Annotated in this window: 16 protein-coding genes; 10 read left to right on the top strand and 6 right to left on the bottom strand. The window is 54.0% G+C overall.

Annotated features, from left to right (window positions below; translation table 11 throughout):
* Positions 1–35 precede the first annotated feature (35 nt).
* The 3 genes from AC2FNU_RS06200 to AC2FNU_RS06210 form a co-directional block, all read right to left on the bottom strand.
* A complete protein-coding gene (locus AC2FNU_RS06200) occupies positions 36–791 on the bottom strand; it encodes an autoinducer binding domain-containing protein (RefSeq protein ID WP_496786122.1) in 756 nt (251 codons plus the stop codon).
* Positions 788–1237 (bottom strand): type II 3-dehydroquinate dehydratase, encoded by a 450-nt coding sequence (gene aroQ / locus AC2FNU_RS06205; RefSeq protein WP_496786124.1) that lies wholly within the window; start codon positions 1235–1237, stop codon positions 788–790. Before aroQ ends, AC2FNU_RS06200 begins: the two co-directional genes overlap by 4 nt.
* A gap of 129 nt (positions 1238–1366) precedes the next feature.
* Positions 1367–2362, bottom strand: a complete 996-nt coding sequence (locus AC2FNU_RS06210) for an NADPH:quinone oxidoreductase family protein (protein WP_496786125.1) — start codon at positions 2360–2362, stop codon at positions 1367–1369.
* Positions 2363–2511: 149 nt separating this feature from the next.
* On the opposite strand from AC2FNU_RS06210, the gene AC2FNU_RS06215 reads away from it, so the two are divergent.
* Positions 2512–3330, top strand: a complete 819-nt coding sequence (locus AC2FNU_RS06215; RefSeq protein ID WP_496786128.1) for an SDR family oxidoreductase — start codon at positions 2512–2514, stop codon at positions 3328–3330.
* 14 nt (positions 3331–3344) lie between these two features.
* The gene (locus AC2FNU_RS06220; protein WP_496786131.1) at positions 3345–4379 is read left to right on the top strand and encodes a phosphotransferase family protein; all 1035 of its coding nucleotides are present in this window, start codon (positions 3345–3347) and stop codon (positions 4377–4379) included.
* Positions 4380–4397: 18 nt separating this feature from the next.
* Here AC2FNU_RS06220 and AC2FNU_RS06225 read toward each other — a convergent pair whose 3' ends face one another.
* Positions 4398–5009: a 2-hydroxychromene-2-carboxylate isomerase gene (locus tag AC2FNU_RS06225; RefSeq protein WP_496786135.1), complete on the bottom strand. Its 612-nt coding sequence runs from the start codon at positions 5007–5009 to the stop codon at positions 4398–4400.
* A gap of 215 nt (positions 5010–5224) precedes the next feature.
* On the opposite strand from AC2FNU_RS06225, the gene AC2FNU_RS06230 reads away from it, so the two are divergent.
* Both AC2FNU_RS06230 and AC2FNU_RS06235 read left to right on the top strand, forming a co-directional pair.
* Positions 5225–6439: a serine hydrolase domain-containing protein gene (locus tag AC2FNU_RS06230; RefSeq protein WP_496786140.1), complete on the top strand. Its 1215-nt coding sequence runs from the start codon at positions 5225–5227 to the stop codon at positions 6437–6439.
* Between the two features lie 52 nt (positions 6440–6491).
* Entirely contained in the window at positions 6492–7361 is an 870-nt protein-coding gene (locus AC2FNU_RS06235; protein WP_496786142.1) for an acyl-CoA thioesterase, read from the top strand.
* On the opposite strand, the gene AC2FNU_RS06240 is transcribed toward AC2FNU_RS06235, so the two are convergent.
* Positions 7358–8125: an SDR family oxidoreductase gene (locus AC2FNU_RS06240; protein WP_496786143.1), complete on the bottom strand. Its 768-nt coding sequence runs from the start codon at positions 8123–8125 to the stop codon at positions 7358–7360. The genes AC2FNU_RS06235 and AC2FNU_RS06240 overlap by 4 nt on opposite strands.
* Positions 8126–8240: 115 nt before the next feature.
* Here AC2FNU_RS06240 and AC2FNU_RS06245 point away from each other — a divergent pair, with 115 nt between their 5' ends.
* The 6 genes from AC2FNU_RS06245 to AC2FNU_RS06270 all read left to right on the top strand — a co-directional run bounded on the left by AC2FNU_RS06245 (position 8241) and on the right by AC2FNU_RS06270 (position 13874).
* On the top strand, positions 8241–8444 hold the full coding sequence (locus AC2FNU_RS06245) for a hypothetical protein (RefSeq protein ID WP_496786147.1): 204 nt from the start codon (positions 8241–8243) through the stop codon (positions 8442–8444).
* Positions 8445–8541: 97 nt separating this feature from the next.
* Positions 8542–9417 (top strand): hypothetical protein, encoded by an 876-nt coding sequence (locus tag AC2FNU_RS06250; RefSeq protein ID WP_496786151.1) that lies wholly within the window; start codon positions 8542–8544, stop codon positions 9415–9417.
* A gap of 45 nt (positions 9418–9462) precedes the next feature.
* Complete coding sequence (locus tag AC2FNU_RS06255) at positions 9463–11043, top strand: hypothetical protein (protein WP_496786155.1); 1581 nt, start codon at positions 9463–9465, stop codon at positions 11041–11043.
* A 64-nt stretch (positions 11044–11107) separates the two neighbouring features.
* A complete protein-coding gene (locus tag AC2FNU_RS06260; RefSeq protein WP_496786157.1) occupies positions 11108–11599 on the top strand; it encodes a hypothetical protein in 492 nt (163 codons plus the stop codon).
* Positions 11600–11672: 73 nt separating this feature from the next.
* A complete protein-coding gene (locus AC2FNU_RS06265) occupies positions 11673–12341 on the top strand; it encodes a M15 family metallopeptidase (RefSeq protein WP_496786159.1) in 669 nt (222 codons plus the stop codon).
* 453 nt (positions 12342–12794) lie between these two features.
* A complete protein-coding gene (locus tag AC2FNU_RS06270; RefSeq protein ID WP_496786163.1) occupies positions 12795–13874 on the top strand; it encodes a rolling circle replication-associated protein in 1080 nt (359 codons plus the stop codon).
* Between the two features lie 1038 nt (positions 13875–14912).
* Here AC2FNU_RS06270 and phoB read toward each other — a convergent pair.
* Positions 14913–15602: a phosphate regulon transcriptional regulator PhoB gene (phoB, locus tag AC2FNU_RS06275; protein WP_171090046.1), complete on the bottom strand. Its 690-nt coding sequence runs from the start codon at positions 15600–15602 to the stop codon at positions 14913–14915.
* Between the last annotated feature and the right edge of the window lie 11 nt (positions 15603–15613).

The raw sequence follows: 15613 nt of genomic DNA on the forward strand, positions 1-15613 counted from the left end.
GTAAACTGACGCGGGATAGCGTCAAAATCTAGCGGTCAGGCTTCCATAATGAACATCTGATTGTGTAGCGACGCCTTGAGAACGGCTTGCGCCGTTGTTTCGACCGACAACGCTTCGCGCGCGAGTCGCAGGTGCTTTTCCACAGTGGCAGAGGTCAGCCCCATGAGCAGCGCGATGTCTTGCGTGGTTTTGCCGTCTCCCACCCATTGCAAAGCTTCTCGCTGCCGTTTCGTCAAAGCACGGTTTGGCGGGTTGAAGGGCAAAGTGAGAATTTTCAGATGCGCGACGTTGTTCATCAACAGAATGTCTTCGCCATGCTCTTCCCAGACTGCATCGATCTCCTCCTGGCTCATCCCGTTTTGAGCCGAAAGTGAAATCGCACCTTTGGACCGCATGGAGACCGAGTTGAAACTGACTGTATAGCCAGTCACAACACCCATGGACTTGTTAAACTCGAACACTTTGCGTTCTTCGTTCGTCAAAGTTCCGCTGGAGTTCATGTCCTGAATCATTTTCCAGCTGGCAGCTCCTTCATTGTCCAATGCCCATTTCAACATGGGAGCATGAAAATAAAGGCCGCCCTTCAGGAAACCGTCCACATAAGCGCGCTTATGGTTGGTCAGAATTACAAAGTCTTCAGGGTCGCCCAAAGACGTCGCCGTTCTGTAGACCGTATATCCATAAATCAGGCGATCGAATCCGTACTTACCCATTTGACGACAATGCGCATCCCACAGGTCTTCCATGGTTTTGGTGTAGCTGACGTAGCGCAGGTATTCTTTGAGTGTCATGCCGCGTCACCCGCTTTCAAATGCGCGGACAGTGCATCCAGAGCCAGAATGTAACCTTGCGCACCAAAGCCGCAAATCTGACCCAGAGCAACCGGCGCGATAAAGGATTTGTGCCGGAACGGTTCGCGGGCATGAATATTGGAAAGATGCACCTCGACCAACGGCAGTTCGACCGAGGCAATAGCGTCCATCAACGCAATTGACGTGTGTGTAAAGGCACCGGCGTTTAGAACTAGACCTGATTGCACGCCACGCGCGGCATGGATTGCGTCAAGCAACACACCTTCGTGGTTGGATTGAAGATGCGCGACATCCAGCCCAACAGACGCGCCGTGCTGCACGCAACGTTCTTCGATCATGTGTAAAGTTGTGCTGCCGTAGACCTCAGGCTGACGCGTGCCAAGCAAATTGAGGTTTGGGCCGTTTAATACCAGTACTTTATGCATGTCTTCACAATCCCCATTAGTGGTTCATAGACATCTAAAGGCCGGGTTGTCTACCTAGCTTCACACAACAAAGCTTCGCCTGCGGCTTTGGTGCAAGACTTGTCCAAAAGCTGTATTTTCGGGTTTAGCTCATTCCATCGTTATGACCAGTTTTCCAAGCACGGATCGCTGCGACATTTGCTCAAGTGCCTCAGAGGCGCGTGCAAGGGGAAACCGGGCACTGATGTGTGGTTTTACTTGCGCGGATGCATGAAGGGCGAACAGATCTGAAATGTTCCGAGCATGCCCTTTGGGGTCGCGGTAAACGGACGCACCCCAGAATACACCGACAATCTGGCATCCCTTCAACAAAGGCAGATTTAGGGGGATTTTGGGAATACCTGCCGGAAAGCCAACCACAAGATAGCGCCCGTTCCACGCCATGCAGCGCAACGAGGGTTCGGCCAGAGCACCACCCACCGCGTCATAAACGACATCCACGCCATTGGGCCCGGCGATTTTCTTGACCTCGGCAGAGAAAGCCTTTTGCGCGTCTTTGTCCAAATCTTGCGGATAGATGATGACCTCATCTGCTCCAATCTGGCGGCAAAACGCGGCCTTTTCAGACGATGAAACGCCCGCGATCACTTTGGCGCCCATAGCTTTGCCAAGTTCAATGGCTGCAGATCCGACACCACCAGCGGCACCTAACACCAATAGTGTTTCGCCTGTCTTTAGGTCAGCCCTGTCTTTAAGCGCGTGATAGGAGGTGCCATAGGTGAAAATGAAACAAGCGGCGTCTTCATACGGCATGCTCTCAGGTATTTTGATGGCAGTGTCGGCCCGGATCGTCGCGTGGGTCGCAAAGCCATCATGCCCCGTCAGGGCAAGAATGCGATCGCCGACCTCGAAACCAGTCACGTTTTCGCCCAATGCCAGCACTTCGCCTGCGATTTCGCCACCGGGAGCAAAGGGGCGTGGCGGTTTAATCTGATACAGGTCCCGAATGATCAATGTATCGGGAAAGTTCACACCTGCAGCTTTAACAGCAACCAAAAGCTGGCCTTTACCGGGCTGAGGGTCGGGCAGGGTGGTAAGCTCCAGTGTTTCGGGCCCGCCCGGCGCGACGCTGAGTAATGCTTGCATACGACCTCTGTTCTGCCTGTAACTTGTCTTTGGGAAGTTTTGGTGCCGCTTTAAAGTTTGTCAACGTGAACGACGGCCGCCTGTCGTAACGGTAACAGGTGGAACAGGGCAAGCTCTGACAGGCATCAACGAGAGTGAGGAGCACCAGAATGACGCCAGACACCCTATTTTCGCTTGAGGGCAAAACCGCACTTGTCACAGGTGGCGCAACAGGCATCGGGCGAATGGCGGCGGAAGCGCTCGTGCAAGCAGGCGCGCGCGTTTTGATCGCCTCGCGCAAAGGGGACGCCTGCGCCGAGGTTGCAGCTGAGCTTAACGCGTTGGGTGCGCCAGGGCACGCCGAGGGCTTTGCGGGCGATATAGGCAGCGAGGCAGGTATAGCCAGCCTTGTATCAGATATTCTGAAGCGAACAGAAACACTTGATATTCTTATGAATAACTCGGGTGTGTCGTGGGGCGCGCCACTGGGGCAGTTTCCCTATGATGCGTGGGACAAGGTGATGTCTGTCAATGTGACGGGGATATTCGAATTGACCCAAAGGCTTTTGCCTATGCTCATGAAGTCAGGAACTGCCGACGATCCCGCCCGTGTTGTCAATGTAGGGTCTGTGATGGGTGAAGTGCCCATGGGGGACGGGGCCTATAGCTATTCGGCGTCTAAAGCTGCGGTTCTGCATCTGACAAAGATCATGGCAAAAGAGCTTTCTCCGTACCACATCACGGTCAACGCACTGGCACCGGGGCCGTTTGTATCCCGGATGACGGCTTTTGCCACAGCGGACGAGACCACTCGGGATAAAGTTGGCAAATCTGTGCCTCTGGGCCGGGTGGGACGTGACGAAGACATTGCAGGGTGCATGCTGTTTCTGTGCGGCCGGGGCGGCAGCTATGTGACCGGAGCGGTAATTCCGGTTTCGGGCGGGATCAATGTGGTGACTGCTGGCAATATTTTTGCAGAAGCCTTGTGATCGGAAGATAAGCCATGAGCAATGACACCAATCTCGATCTGGTTGCCGTGGATACGTACCTCGGCACGCATCTTTCAGGATATAAGGGACCGTTGGAGGCGACCAAATTCACGGTTGGGCAATCCAACCCGACTTTTGAGCTTCGAACGCCCCAAGCCACTTATGTGCTTCGACGTAAACCCCCGGGGGTGTTACTGAAATCAGCCCATGCCGTTGATCGTGAATTCAGAGTGCAACGCGCGCTGTCAGGCAGTCAGGTTCCGGTGCCTGAAATGTTCCTGTTGTGCGAGGATGACACCGTAATTGGTTCAGCCTTCTACGTGATGGAGCGCTTGCGCGGCAGAGTCTTTCCCGAACCAACCCTGCAAGGCGAAAGCAATGAAACGCGCACTGCGATGTTGGACGAAATGAACAGGGTGCTTGCCAGCTTGCATATGGTCGACATCGATGCTGTCGGTCTGTCCGATTTCGGCCCTGCCGGTAACTACTATGAGAGGCAGATATCGCGTTGGACCAAGCAATATCGTGCGTCCGAAACGTCGGTGATTGAAGACATGGATGCTTTGGCATCTGAACTTGAAAACTCGGTTCCTGCGGATGATGGGCAGCGCACCTTGGTGCATGGAGACTATCGCATCGACAACCTGATGTTTGCGCCGGACCGCACGGACTGCATCGGTGTGTTGGATTGGGAATTGTCTACGATTGGCCATCCATATGCGGATCTGGCCGCGGTGATCATGCAATGGCAGCTGCCGCCGGGAAAACAGGGGCGCGGCCTGGCGGGGATAGACCGCGCCAGCTTGGGTCTGCCCAGTGATCAGGCTTTTGTCGCCCAATATTGCAAGCGACGGGGTTTGCAGGGAATTGACAACTTCGGGTTCTACCTGGCCTTCAACTTCTTTCGTATGGCAGGCATTTTGCAAGGCGTCTACAAGCGCGCTTTGGACGGAAATGCCTCGGATCCGGAACGGGCCAAAGCATATGGTGCCTATGTCCCATTGTTTGCGCGGCACGGGCTGGATGCGCTGCGCAAAACATTCAATTGACTGTGTAAGCCTCAGGAATCAATCGCTTTGTGTCCGCTCTAACTCTACCTTTACGTTCGGCAGGCTGTTCTTGCCAAAAAACATCTCGGTCCCGACGAACACGGTAGGAACGCCAAAAACGCCGCGGCGAACATTGGCTTTGGTTTGATCTTTCAGGTCTTGTTTGACGTCAGGGCCGGTCATGGCTTCACGGATTTTGCGAACGGGCAATTCGTTTTCGTGCAGAATGTCGACAAGAACCGCCAGTTCGTCAACTTTTTGCCCATGTACCCAAATTGCATCAAAAATTGCATCTATGTACTTGGTTTCCCAAGATTTACCTCTCGCGAAATGAGCCCCGCGCATTGCGAATTTGGTGTTCATTGGGAAATGCGGGCTCATGTGAAAACTCAACCCACGCCGCCGCGCAAAGCGGTGAAGATCATGGGTCAGATAGGCTGTTTTCTGGCGGTTTTCTGAAAACGCTTGAAACGGGTTTTGGTTATGGGTCGCCTTGAAGACGATCGGTAGAAGAACAGGAACATAGTTGATCTCAACATCGTGCTGTGCGGCCAGATCCGGCAGCACTTTGTGGGCCAGAAAGGCATTTGGGCTGCAAAAGTCGTAAACAAAATCGATGTTTTGCGTCATGATGATCCCTTCCATCCGTTTTGGAGGCTCTGCTCTGATCAGTACACTGCGAATCCGGGTTAGCCGCACTCTAACACCTCATCGCAGGACAAGCTTGTGTCGTCTAAGACGAAACCGAGGATAACCCGAAATTTTCGCTGTTAACTCAGACCTCAAACCGACACACTCAAAGAAGAAAATTGGATGAAAGAAGTCACATGCCTTTACAGCCAGTGATGTTTGATCAGTCGCGCCTGGATCGAATTCGGATCTGGATGGACAGCTATGTCGAGCAACGGAAGTATGCAGGATCGTCCTTTTTACTGCGCCAAAACGGGTCCGAAGCTTTTTTTCATGCAAGTGGTCTCAGGTCAGTGGAAAACGATCTGCAATTTGAGCGCGACACGTTGGTACGCATCTACTCGATGACAAAGCCGATCACATCCGTTGCCTTGATGATGTTGGTTGAACGCGGTCTGTTTCATTTGGACGCTCCATTGTCGGAATTCTTGCCTGAATTCAAAGAGATGCGTGCGCTTGTTCCCGAAGCTGAAACCATAGACCAGACCGAAGATGCGCCAACGCCAACTCTGCATCAGTTGCTGACGCATACCAGCGGCTTCAGCTATCCGTTCAACCCTGGAATTCTGCCCGAAGCCATGGATGAGCAAGATCTCATGTTCAAACCAAATCAAGGACTTCTGGCAGATCGCGTGCAAGATTTGGCTGGTCTTCCGCTCGCATTTCAACCAGGCACCCGCTGGGAATATTCGGTCGGCACCGATGTTCTGGGCCGGGTGATCGAGGTTGTCTCTGGCCAGACGCTAGCGCAGTTCTTTGAACAGCATATCTTTGAACCGTTGGGCATGCGCGAGACCGGTTTTTTGGTGTCATCTGGGGCAGGGGACCGATTTGCCTCGCTCTACACACCCCTCACTGGGGACGCCATGGCGCTGAACTCTGCCAATCAAGGCGATGAAAGCCTGCGATTGGTCGACAGTTGTGCCAGATCACCGTTCTTCGAAACCACAACCTTTTCAGGCGGTGGCGGGCTGATCTCGACGCTTGATGACTACGCTAAGTTCGCAGATATGTTACGCAATCGCGGCTTTGGAAACGGGCAGCGCCTGCTTGGGCCGAAGACCATCGAGTTCATGATGCGCAATCATTTGCCGGGGGACATCGCCTCGATGGGGTCAAAAAGTTTTGCTGAACAACCTATGGAGGGAATGGGATTTGGTCTTGCCGGGTCGGTTGTATTGAACCCCGGACGTGTGCGGGTGCCGGGCTCGATTGGAGATTTCAGCTGGGGCGGCATGGCTTCGACCTATTTCTGGATCGATTGGCAGAACGACCTAACGGCCGTTTTCTTAACCCAGTTGTCGCCATCCAGCTCATACCCGTCCCGTGCCGAGCTAAAGGCACTGGTTCATGCGGCCATGATTGAATGATCTCAACCGGGCTGGTACCCAAGGCGCGATTACATAACTGTACGAGCTTAAGATGACCGAAGCGGAACGTGTCTTACTGGATCTTCTGGATATTGAACGACTGGAAGTTGATTTGTTCCGAGGCACGGGTTCGGGTGGTGAAACGCCGACACGTATCTTTGGCGGACAGGTTATTGCACAGGCGTTGGCTGCTGCCTATCGGACGGTTGAAGACCGCTTGTGTCATTCTCTACATGCGTATTTCATTCGCCCGGGTGATCCTGAAAAGCCCGTTATTTATCAAGTTGATAGAGCGCGAGATGGAGGGTCTTTCACAACTCGTCGCGTAGTTGCCATTCAGCACGGCAAACAAATTCTGAACATGTCTGCATCTTTCCATGTTCAGGACGAAGGCTGGGATCACCAGCATTCAATGCCATCCGTGAAGGCGCCCGAGAGCTACCCATCCCGGTCTGAGTTGCGGCAATCCTATGTAGACCGCGTACCCGAACGCTTGCGCGGTGAATTATTGCGTGAACGCCCGATCGAGGTGCGCGACGTGGACCCTTTGGATCTGTTTGTTCCAAAAGTATCTGATGACCGGAACCAGACCTGGTTTCGCATGGCTGCAGCGGCTTCGACCGATGCAAAAACACAGCATCTTTTACTGGCCTATGCGTCTGACATGAACCTCATGTCTTCAGGTTTACGTCCGCATGGTCTGAGCTGGTTTAGTGGCAAATTCAATGGCGCGAGCCTAGACCACGCGCTTTGGTTCCATGCGCCTGTTCAGTTTCAGAATTGGCACCTCTATGTGATGGACTCACCTTGGACGGGGCAGGGGCGCAGCTTTAATCGCGGATCAATCTACTCCGAAGATGGTACTTTGGTGGCATCGGTCGCTCAGGAAGGGTTGATGCGCAAGGCTCATCTCAAACGCTAAGATTGGCTGGTAAACTTCTGATGTAACTTAGACATTCCGGACAACCACCTGTCATAATCAGCGGTTTTGAGCTGCATGTAATCCAAAACTTGAGGATGTGGTAGTACAAGAAACTGTTCGGCTTGTATTGCTTTGATGCAGGCTTCGGCGACGTCACTGGGTTCCAGCATTCCGTCAATGGATGCAACCGAGACTTCGTGACCTTCGGTCATCTTCGAACGGACCGCTTGCGGGCACAAAACCGAGACTTTTAAACCTTGTGATCCGTATGTCAGCGCAAGCCATTCGGCAAATCCAACAGCTGCGTGCTTACTGACAGCGTACGGGGCTGCACCTGGTTGGTTCAACAAACCGGCAGCTGAGGCGGTCGTCAGTATGTATCCGCTGCCGCGGGCAATCATGCGGGGAACCAGATGCCGTGCTGTCCAAACATGTGACATCACGTTGATTTTCCAAATCCGGTCCCAATCTTCATCCGCAGTTTCGATTCCACCGAGCGTCAAAATTCCGGCATTCGCGCAGAACATATCGATTGGGCCGACTTCGTCTTCAGCAAAGTCGATCAACGCCTTGATTTGGTCCTCGCTGGAGACATCGCAGGCAAACGCATGCCCATTTATCTGAGCGGCCAGAGATTGCGCACCGTCTTGGTTGATGTCCGAACACACAACACGCGCGCCTTCATGAGCAAACCGTTCGGCCAATCCACGACCAATGCCGTGCGCGGCGCCCGTTACAACAACTGTTTTATCTTTGAAGTTCATGTACGTTCCTGAACGCTTTAAGCCAGTGTAGAAACAGTGTACGTGTGCGTAACGTTAGACAAGCTACTTCTGCTAAATTACCATAATACCAATTATGCGCCTTTTTACACTTTAAGTGAAAGGCAAGAAAATGCGGAAATTTTTGGTAACGGAACTTCTGGAACCGCTTGTCCGGCGCATCGGCACGGCAGTTGGAACCTTCGTAGCCGGTGCTAGCACCATTGCGGATGTAGAGCAAGTATCGGCGGCAGTCGTTCTCCTGCTCGGCGTCGGCATTGACCTGACGCTCTCGTATTTCGACCGCAACAAGGTCCGCTGATATGTGGGGTCCTGCAGCATGGGGAGCAGCCGCAAACGTCGCTGGAACCGTCCTTGGCGCTTTTGGCGTCGGCGGTGACAGCGACTACAAAGCACGTGTGCACGATTGGCAAATGATGGAAGCGCAACAGCGCTACTATGCTGCCAACCGTGCGCACGCGGAAAAACGCGAAGATATCCTGCGCGGCCATGCAGAGGCCCGCGCGGATTATCTCGACTACACCTACTACCAACGCCAACGCGAAGCGCTGGAACGCGCGGGTTACAACCCGCTGCTTATGGCACCAAACGGCGGCGCTGCCTCCGGCGCGATTTACTCTGGCGGTGGTGGATCACAGGGCTATGCCCCGCAATTCGGCTCCTCAGCCGGCGCAACCGGACCTGAACTAGCCGATAGTTTCCATTCGCTGTCAACGGCTCTCACAGACTTAGAAGCGGCCAACATGCGCCGCGCAGAATTGGAAGTCGAAAAGCAGCGCTTGGAAAAACTCAATCAGCGCACTATCTTGGAACCGCCTAAAGGCGGAATTTATGATAGGAATAAAGCTGATGCTTCGCGACTGTTTGGTGGCAATTCTCATACTGATGGTGATAGCCAGTCTGATTATGCTGGGCCTGATAGTCTTGGCGGAACACTAGCCCCAAACCGCGAAATTGAGGCCGCGCCATATTCAACTGGCGCGGGAATTACCGAACTCAACAACGCGGGAACCTTCAATAAACCGATAGTCGTCCCCGGCTCTGATGGCGAGCCCTGGGGGATCGATGAGGTTATGACCGCTTTAGTATTCGGCCTCCCCCAATGGGGCTATCGCGCTGGTCAACATATCAGCGACAAACTCAGCGAACGGCGCAACGACAAACTCTGGGAAGAGTGGTACGAGCGCGAACGCACCAAAACCCCCAAAAAGCCGCGCTCCGATCAAGAGCGCAAGGACTACATGCGTGAGTATTACCCGACCGTCTTTGACTGACGGTCGGCCCCTTAAACCTGTTCAAAAACAAAAGGATGAACAACAATGTCAAAGTATCAAATGCCTCGTGGTATCCGTCGCGAACGCCGCAAACCTGCCGGACGTTTCCGGGGCGGTAAGCTGGCCCCAGTCTACGCAACCGCTCTTCGCGAAAGTGAAGCGGGTGTGATCGATCAGACAATCACAATGGAACTCGACCCAATCCCGGGTCGCATGATTTCGCGCATGAAAGCGCAAGTGATCAGTGTCTACGTCCCTGCGCAAGCAATGGATGCGCTGAAAAACCCCGGCGACGCCTACCCCGGCAACGCTGAGGTTGTCCGGGAAAAACTGCTGAGCGGAAACCCGTTGTTCGGCCTCGAACCCGAAAACGAAATCTCCCAACGCTGCGGCATCAACCCCACGTCTGTCGGCTCCGTCAAAATGGTCAATGAAGCCACCCGCCTCGCCTACATCTGTGCAGTCAACCACCTGCGGCAACGCAAGTATGACAAGGCGCAGTTGCTGGATAGCACGTGCATGACCGTCACCCCTGCCCTTATCGGACAAACCGCGCTGGATCGCCTTAACGGCGTTCTTGACCCGGAAGATCGCGTAAATGGCAAAGTGAACCTTGAAGGATCGATCCCGGTACACGGTCTGGGTATCCAAATGAAGGACGATGAAACCGGCAACCAATACGGCACCCACCCCATCAAAATGCGCGATAGCGCGAAGCCGGGGTTGCCTCAAAGCGTCGACGCTTGGGTACAAAACGAATACGTCGATAGCGGCATCGCAATTCGAAGCGACCCCGTGTCCGGCTGGCCTGACGTCTTTGTCGATCTGGCCGATACGGCAGATATCAGCCTTCAAGACTTCTACTTGGCTGAACGTCAGGACCGACTGGTCCGCGCCATGCGCAAGCTTGTCAACGACAACCCGGAACACGGCGAAGAGATGCTCCAACGCTGGGTGCACGGCCTTTCCATCGACCCCGGCAAGCAACCCGTCGTCCTCTATGAGATGGAAGAGCCTTTTGAAGCCTATATGGAGCGCGCAATGGACGGGCCAAGCCTGAACATGCGTCAATCCAATCTGGTCTATCAGAAACGCTTTACCCTGACTGTTCCAAAGACCGAATTCGGCGGCGTGGTCATTACGCTGGCTGCTCTGAAACCGGACGAAACCTTGGTCAACCGCCCCCACCCCGTGCTCGCGGAACCTTGGGGCGCGCGCAACTACGCGGCAGATGAACTCATGCTTGATCCGGTTCCGGTCACAATGCGGCAACTAAACTCCGAAGTCACCTTGGCCGATGAGGATACAACCGCGTTCTACGTCGGCAACAACCACCTGTTGCGCAACTATGAGGACTACGGCTTTACTCGCAATCTCGACAAAACCACTGTCGAAAACGAACTGGCCATTTGGCAACTGGAAGTGCCAATGTCCGTTACCCCTCACTCGGTCATCTACCCGGACGATATTCCGCACCACCCCTTCGCGGATGAGACCGCCGAAGTGGTCCGTTACTGGCACGAGGGTGTCGCACGGATCATCACGCCGATCCAATTCGGCCCGACCCCGGTCGAAAACCTCGTCTCAATCGACAACGACGATCTGTTCGATGAGCAACAACCCTAAAAACCAATGACAGAAATCGTCCAGGACGATTTCTGTCCCTTTTCCCTCAAAGAAAGTGAAAACCATGAACGATCTCAACTATCAACAACTCTCCCGAGCGACGCTAATCGTACCGGCGTCCGGCGGAGAAATCGTCGCATTCAATCACGAAGGTGACGAAATGTGGTCATTAGGATTGCCGTCCGGCATCCATGAGGGCCGTAAATACCTCAAACTGATGGATGAGGACTGGACCCTTGATCTTACAATGGGTGTCACCGCCCGGCTCCCGAACGGGCGTAATGTAACTGCCATGGCCTACGGACCCGGCTACTCGGAAACCGGTGCAAACCCCGATTTCAAACCGACGCTTGCAAGCGCGGCAGAGGCCAACATGCGACGCCTGATTGAGCAATCCAACAAATCTGTCGAACGCCTTGAAAAGCGAATGCGGCAACTCAATCAGGTCCAGCAGCCCCAACCTCAACCCCAACCACAGGTGATTGATGAAACCGACAACAAAACCCCGCCAGAAACCCCGGCAGAAACCCCGCCGGAAACCCCGGAAGAAAAGTAAGTGCAACTGCAACCGTGGTTAGTGGAGGGCATTATAGCCCTCCTTCACCGGGCCAAAGAACTGGACGAACAAAATGAACGTGAGAACCTACTTCGGGAACATTCTGGCGGCGGTATTCCCGCACGAAAAGATGCAAGTTCCTAAACGGCAAACCGTCTTTTGCTACCAAGACGGGCCGATGTTTTACATCGGGCAACAAATCGTCAAGGCAATGGAAGATGCGGGATATCCGGCAAAGATCATTGAGTGCTATCGAACGCCGGAACGGCAACAACAACTCAAGGCCAAAGGCCGCTCGAAAGCCGGTGCGTGGGAAAGCCCTCACCAATATTATGAAGCCGTGGATATCATACACCCCGGCAAAGGGTGGAACGTTTCGTCTGAGTATTGGGATACCCTTAACGGCTGTGCGCGCATGGTGGCGGCGAAATTCGGGGTAGAACTCGAATACGGCTACGATTGGGGCTGGGATATGGCCCATATCGAACTCAAGGACTGGCGCAAGGTTCGCGAACGCCACCGCGTAGAAGTCCTAATGAGGGGCGAAGCGCATCCGCCGGACCAAAGGGCATTACTAGCGCGGTTCGAAGAGGTTTTGCCCACGGAATACAAGCGCTTGTGGCGCGATCTTCGCCTGCCGGACTTCGCCTATGAGGGCAAGCCGCATCCTCTTATGGGGCCAGTTAAAAACTTGGCTAAAGAACTCGAGCCAGTCCTTAAGAAGATGTACGGCAACAAATGAACCTCTGGCCCCTACCCCCAGAAACGCAACCAGACGTGATGCCAAAAGCGCATTACGTCTGGCCAAAAGGCTCAGCAAAACAGTGTGCCCGACTAACCTCGGGCCACTTAAAGGCAAACGGCTGGCGCATCCGAAACGGATGGCGTCCTTTCACGTGGCAGGAGTGGCTTAGCTGCTCCGAAATCGCGCGAGAAAGTGCCGTTGAACTGGCAGAAAAAGAGGGCTGGCGCATTAGCGCACCAGCCCTAGCGGAACGTGGTCGTGTTAAGAAACACGGCCACCGTTCCGCGCATACCCCTCTCGCTCCTGTATGCAATTACTGACACTTAGGACGCAAAGTTAATGTGCTCTAATCCACAAACCGCTTACACCGACGAGGGAACCATAGAGTTCGCCTGTCGTGTCTGTAACGAATGCATCAATGCCCGCAAAAACGATTGGGTCGCGCGCTGCATGGCGGAGAAGGCAACCATGGGCAACGCTCTGGTGCTACGCCTTTCATACCGCAACGATGCAGAGGGCAACCTGCCCCCGCGCGCTCGGGCATTCCACTACTCAGACGTTCAAGCCTTCCTCAAACGCCTTCGCGAGGAATACTACCGGAAATACGAAGCGCGCAATGAAATCTCTTACATCATTGCAGGCGAAAGAGGCTCAAAACGTGGTCGGGTCCACTGGCATATGGTCCTGTTCTCGAAACGACCGATTGACGAACTCGGCAAATGGCAGGACTTCTACTTCAAACCGATAGACGCAATGCGACTTGAGGAAAACGTGCATTGGTCCTTTTGGGACCATGGACACATCTACCTTCAGGAACCCGGCCAGCAAGGTATGGCCTACGTTCTGAAATACTGCCTCAAGGACATGTTCAACATTGTCCGGTCGGCAGGAACCATGCGGGAAACCAAAGCCGAGAATCACGGCGCGTCTTACTTCCGCATGTCCAAAGTTCCACCTATCGGCTTCCGGTGGTTGGAACAACAGTGCGACGATTGGGAACGCCGCTTGACGGTCCCCGTATCGCTCAAACTGAAACCGCCGGGATACTCCGGCTTTTGGTGGCCAAAGGGAAAGCAAAGGGAATACCTGCTGAACCGGCTCCACCAAATCAACAAACTCAGCAACGAACAAAACGGGCGCGACTGCCCGCAGTGGAATACGTTGCTGGCGTCCGTAGTGGAAGTAGAAAAAGATTGGGAAGGGTTATTCTATGGCGAAATCGAAGAAACGGAAACCGACGAGTACGACGAGTGGGCGTGGCAAGAACACCTCGGCAACTGGAAGGCAAAGGTCCGCAAGCGCTGCGGCGGCCCAAACCCGTGCGCGCGCTGTCGAAGAGGAACTAATGCGCAAGAAAGAAAGGACTTTCGAGCGTGGTACACGGACCAGCAAGCGAAGTACGTCACGGACACAAAACGCCCAGGGCGATTTACGTTCGAACAATGGTTCCGTGATCACCAAGCCATCAACCCCTTCTGCAAACTCAAGGATATCGACGGACGCCCGGACGCGTTCAAGCGTAGTGCATGAGCCTGCGAATTCGTTGGCCGCAATGCAATCAGCAGACGAGCCATCGCGCACCAAAGATAAGGGCGTCAAGTGTAAACCTGATAGCCGCGAGGCCAGAAAGGGAACGGGCGGCTCCCGCGCGTTCATCCCGTGGAAGAAAAAGTGCTAGACACGGTTAAACGCAAGTGCTAACAAAAGCTAGGCAGTGCGCGCCGCCGGTTAAACCAAAGCTAGTTCAGCGCGTAAAGGGGGGCTTCATGCCCCTCTTTTTATTTACCAGCCCCCAAAATAGTTAGGCGGTTAAACGCTCTGTTATCCAGCGCGCGCATAGCAAGGCGGTTCGCGACAAGTTGGCCCTCCAACCTTGCGACCGCTAATTCATCACCAGCGGACCGCGCGTCCTTAAGCTCGGCCCGCAACCGGTCGGAAATTGCAAGCAACGCCATCTGAACATCACTCAACTCCACAACCAAACCCTTCCTAATCTAAGCAAAAAAACATGCCCTTTAGGGCATATCCGAAACTTTTCGAACCCGCCCTTAGGCGGGCTGCAAGCTTGCTTGCAGGTTTCGGCCCCAACTAACCATTTGCGCGGTAGGGCCGTACTATTCAGCGCTGGAGGCGCGCAGTAAACACAAGAAACGGTGTGTCTAGGCATAAACGTATGTTCCCCCGCGATAATTTGCAAATGGTCTCAATTTGACACAATGCGCAAACAAGCGTCTACCGTGCATAATATCGCTTTAGCGCAAACATAGACGCCTACCCGTGGTAGAAAACGCTTTGCGTCAAATAAAAAATCGAAAACGACGCCGCAAGGGCAAAAAACCGCTTGCAACCCCCGCAATTATGTGAAACTGATATGGGCAGGCGCTATATGTAGTTGTCGCTATGCGATTACCATACTACCAATTACACGATATACTTACTTCGCCTAAACCACCGTAACTAGATTTCTCATCAAATTGGTTTTTAACGGTAAAATATTGATCACGTCGAAATTTTCACGACGTGCTTTGGTTCCTTCCAGATCCAGGTAACTTCAGTTCTGCCCTAACTTTAGCCGAGTGCGTATCCAGCGCCGCGTACCGTGCGGACGGGATCCTCTCCACCATGTTGCGTCAAGGCCTTGCGCAGGCGTCCGATGTGAACATCAACCGTTCTTGTGTCGACATAGATGTCGCGCCCCCAGACACGGTCCAGAAGTTGCTCACGGCTCCAGACCCTGCCCGGCTTTTCCATGAAAGTGCTGAGCAGCCGGAACTCGGTTGGACCGAGTTTCAACGGTTTGCTGTCGCGGCTCACTTTGTGCGTCTCAGAATCCAGAACGATGTCGTCGAACTCCAGCCGTATGCCAACAGTGGCCGGACGAACGCGGCGAAGCTGTGTGCGAACGCGCGCCATCAATTCGACAACAGAATATGGTTTGACCACATAGTCATCCGCGCCGGTTTCCAAACCACGCACCTTGTCGACTTCTTCAGTGCGCGCCGACAGCATGATGATCGGGATCGAACGCGTCTCGGGCCGGCTTTTCAGGCGGCGGCAGACTTCGATGCCGCTGAGATTTGGCATCATCCAATCCAAAACGATGATATCGGGGCAATCTTCGTCCACCAGCAACATGGCTTCATCGCCGCTGGCGGCTTTCGAGACGCGAAACCCTTCTGCTTCGAGGTTGTAGGCCAGCACTTCGCGTTGGGCCAGTTCATCCTCAACCACCAGAACTGTCGGTTGATCTGCGGACATTTCGGTCGTCT

This window comes from Ruegeria sp. BHSB064 (assembly GCF_059613205.1).

Excerpts from the sequence above, each read along its gene's own strand:
- AC2FNU_RS06200 (WP_496786122.1), bottom strand. The coding sequence starts at position 791 with ATGACACTCAAAGAATACCTGCGCTACGTCAGCTACACCAAAACCATG.
- aroQ (WP_496786124.1), bottom strand. The coding sequence starts at position 1,237 with ATGCATAAAGTACTGGTATTAAACGGCCCAAACCTCAATTTGCTTGGC.
- AC2FNU_RS06210 (WP_496786125.1), bottom strand. The coding sequence starts at position 2,362 with ATGCAAGCATTACTCAGCGTCGCGCCGGGCGGGCCCGAAACACTGGAG.
- AC2FNU_RS06215 (WP_496786128.1), top strand. The coding sequence starts at position 2,512 with ATGACGCCAGACACCCTATTTTCGCTTGAGGGCAAAACCGCACTTGTC.
- AC2FNU_RS06220 (WP_496786131.1), top strand. The coding sequence starts at position 3,345 with ATGAGCAATGACACCAATCTCGATCTGGTTGCCGTGGATACGTACCTC.
- AC2FNU_RS06225 (WP_496786135.1), bottom strand. The coding sequence starts at position 5,009 with ATGACGCAAAACATCGATTTTGTTTACGACTTTTGCAGCCCAAATGCC.
- AC2FNU_RS06230 (WP_496786140.1), top strand. The coding sequence starts at position 5,225 with ATGTTTGATCAGTCGCGCCTGGATCGAATTCGGATCTGGATGGACAGC.
- AC2FNU_RS06235 (WP_496786142.1), top strand. The coding sequence starts at position 6,492 with ATGACCGAAGCGGAACGTGTCTTACTGGATCTTCTGGATATTGAACGA.
- AC2FNU_RS06240 (WP_496786143.1), bottom strand. The coding sequence starts at position 8,125 with ATGAACTTCAAAGATAAAACAGTTGTTGTAACGGGCGCCGCGCACGGC.
- AC2FNU_RS06255 (WP_496786155.1), top strand. The coding sequence starts at position 9,463 with ATGTCAAAGTATCAAATGCCTCGTGGTATCCGTCGCGAACGCCGCAAA.
- AC2FNU_RS06260 (WP_496786157.1), top strand. The coding sequence starts at position 11,108 with ATGAACGATCTCAACTATCAACAACTCTCCCGAGCGACGCTAATCGTA.
- AC2FNU_RS06265 (WP_496786159.1), top strand. The coding sequence starts at position 11,673 with ATGAACGTGAGAACCTACTTCGGGAACATTCTGGCGGCGGTATTCCCG.
- AC2FNU_RS06270 (WP_496786163.1), top strand. The coding sequence starts at position 12,795 with ATGGCGGAGAAGGCAACCATGGGCAACGCTCTGGTGCTACGCCTTTCA.
- phoB (WP_171090046.1), bottom strand. The coding sequence starts at position 15,602 with ATGTCCGCAGATCAACCGACAGTTCTGGTGGTTGAGGATGAACTGGCC.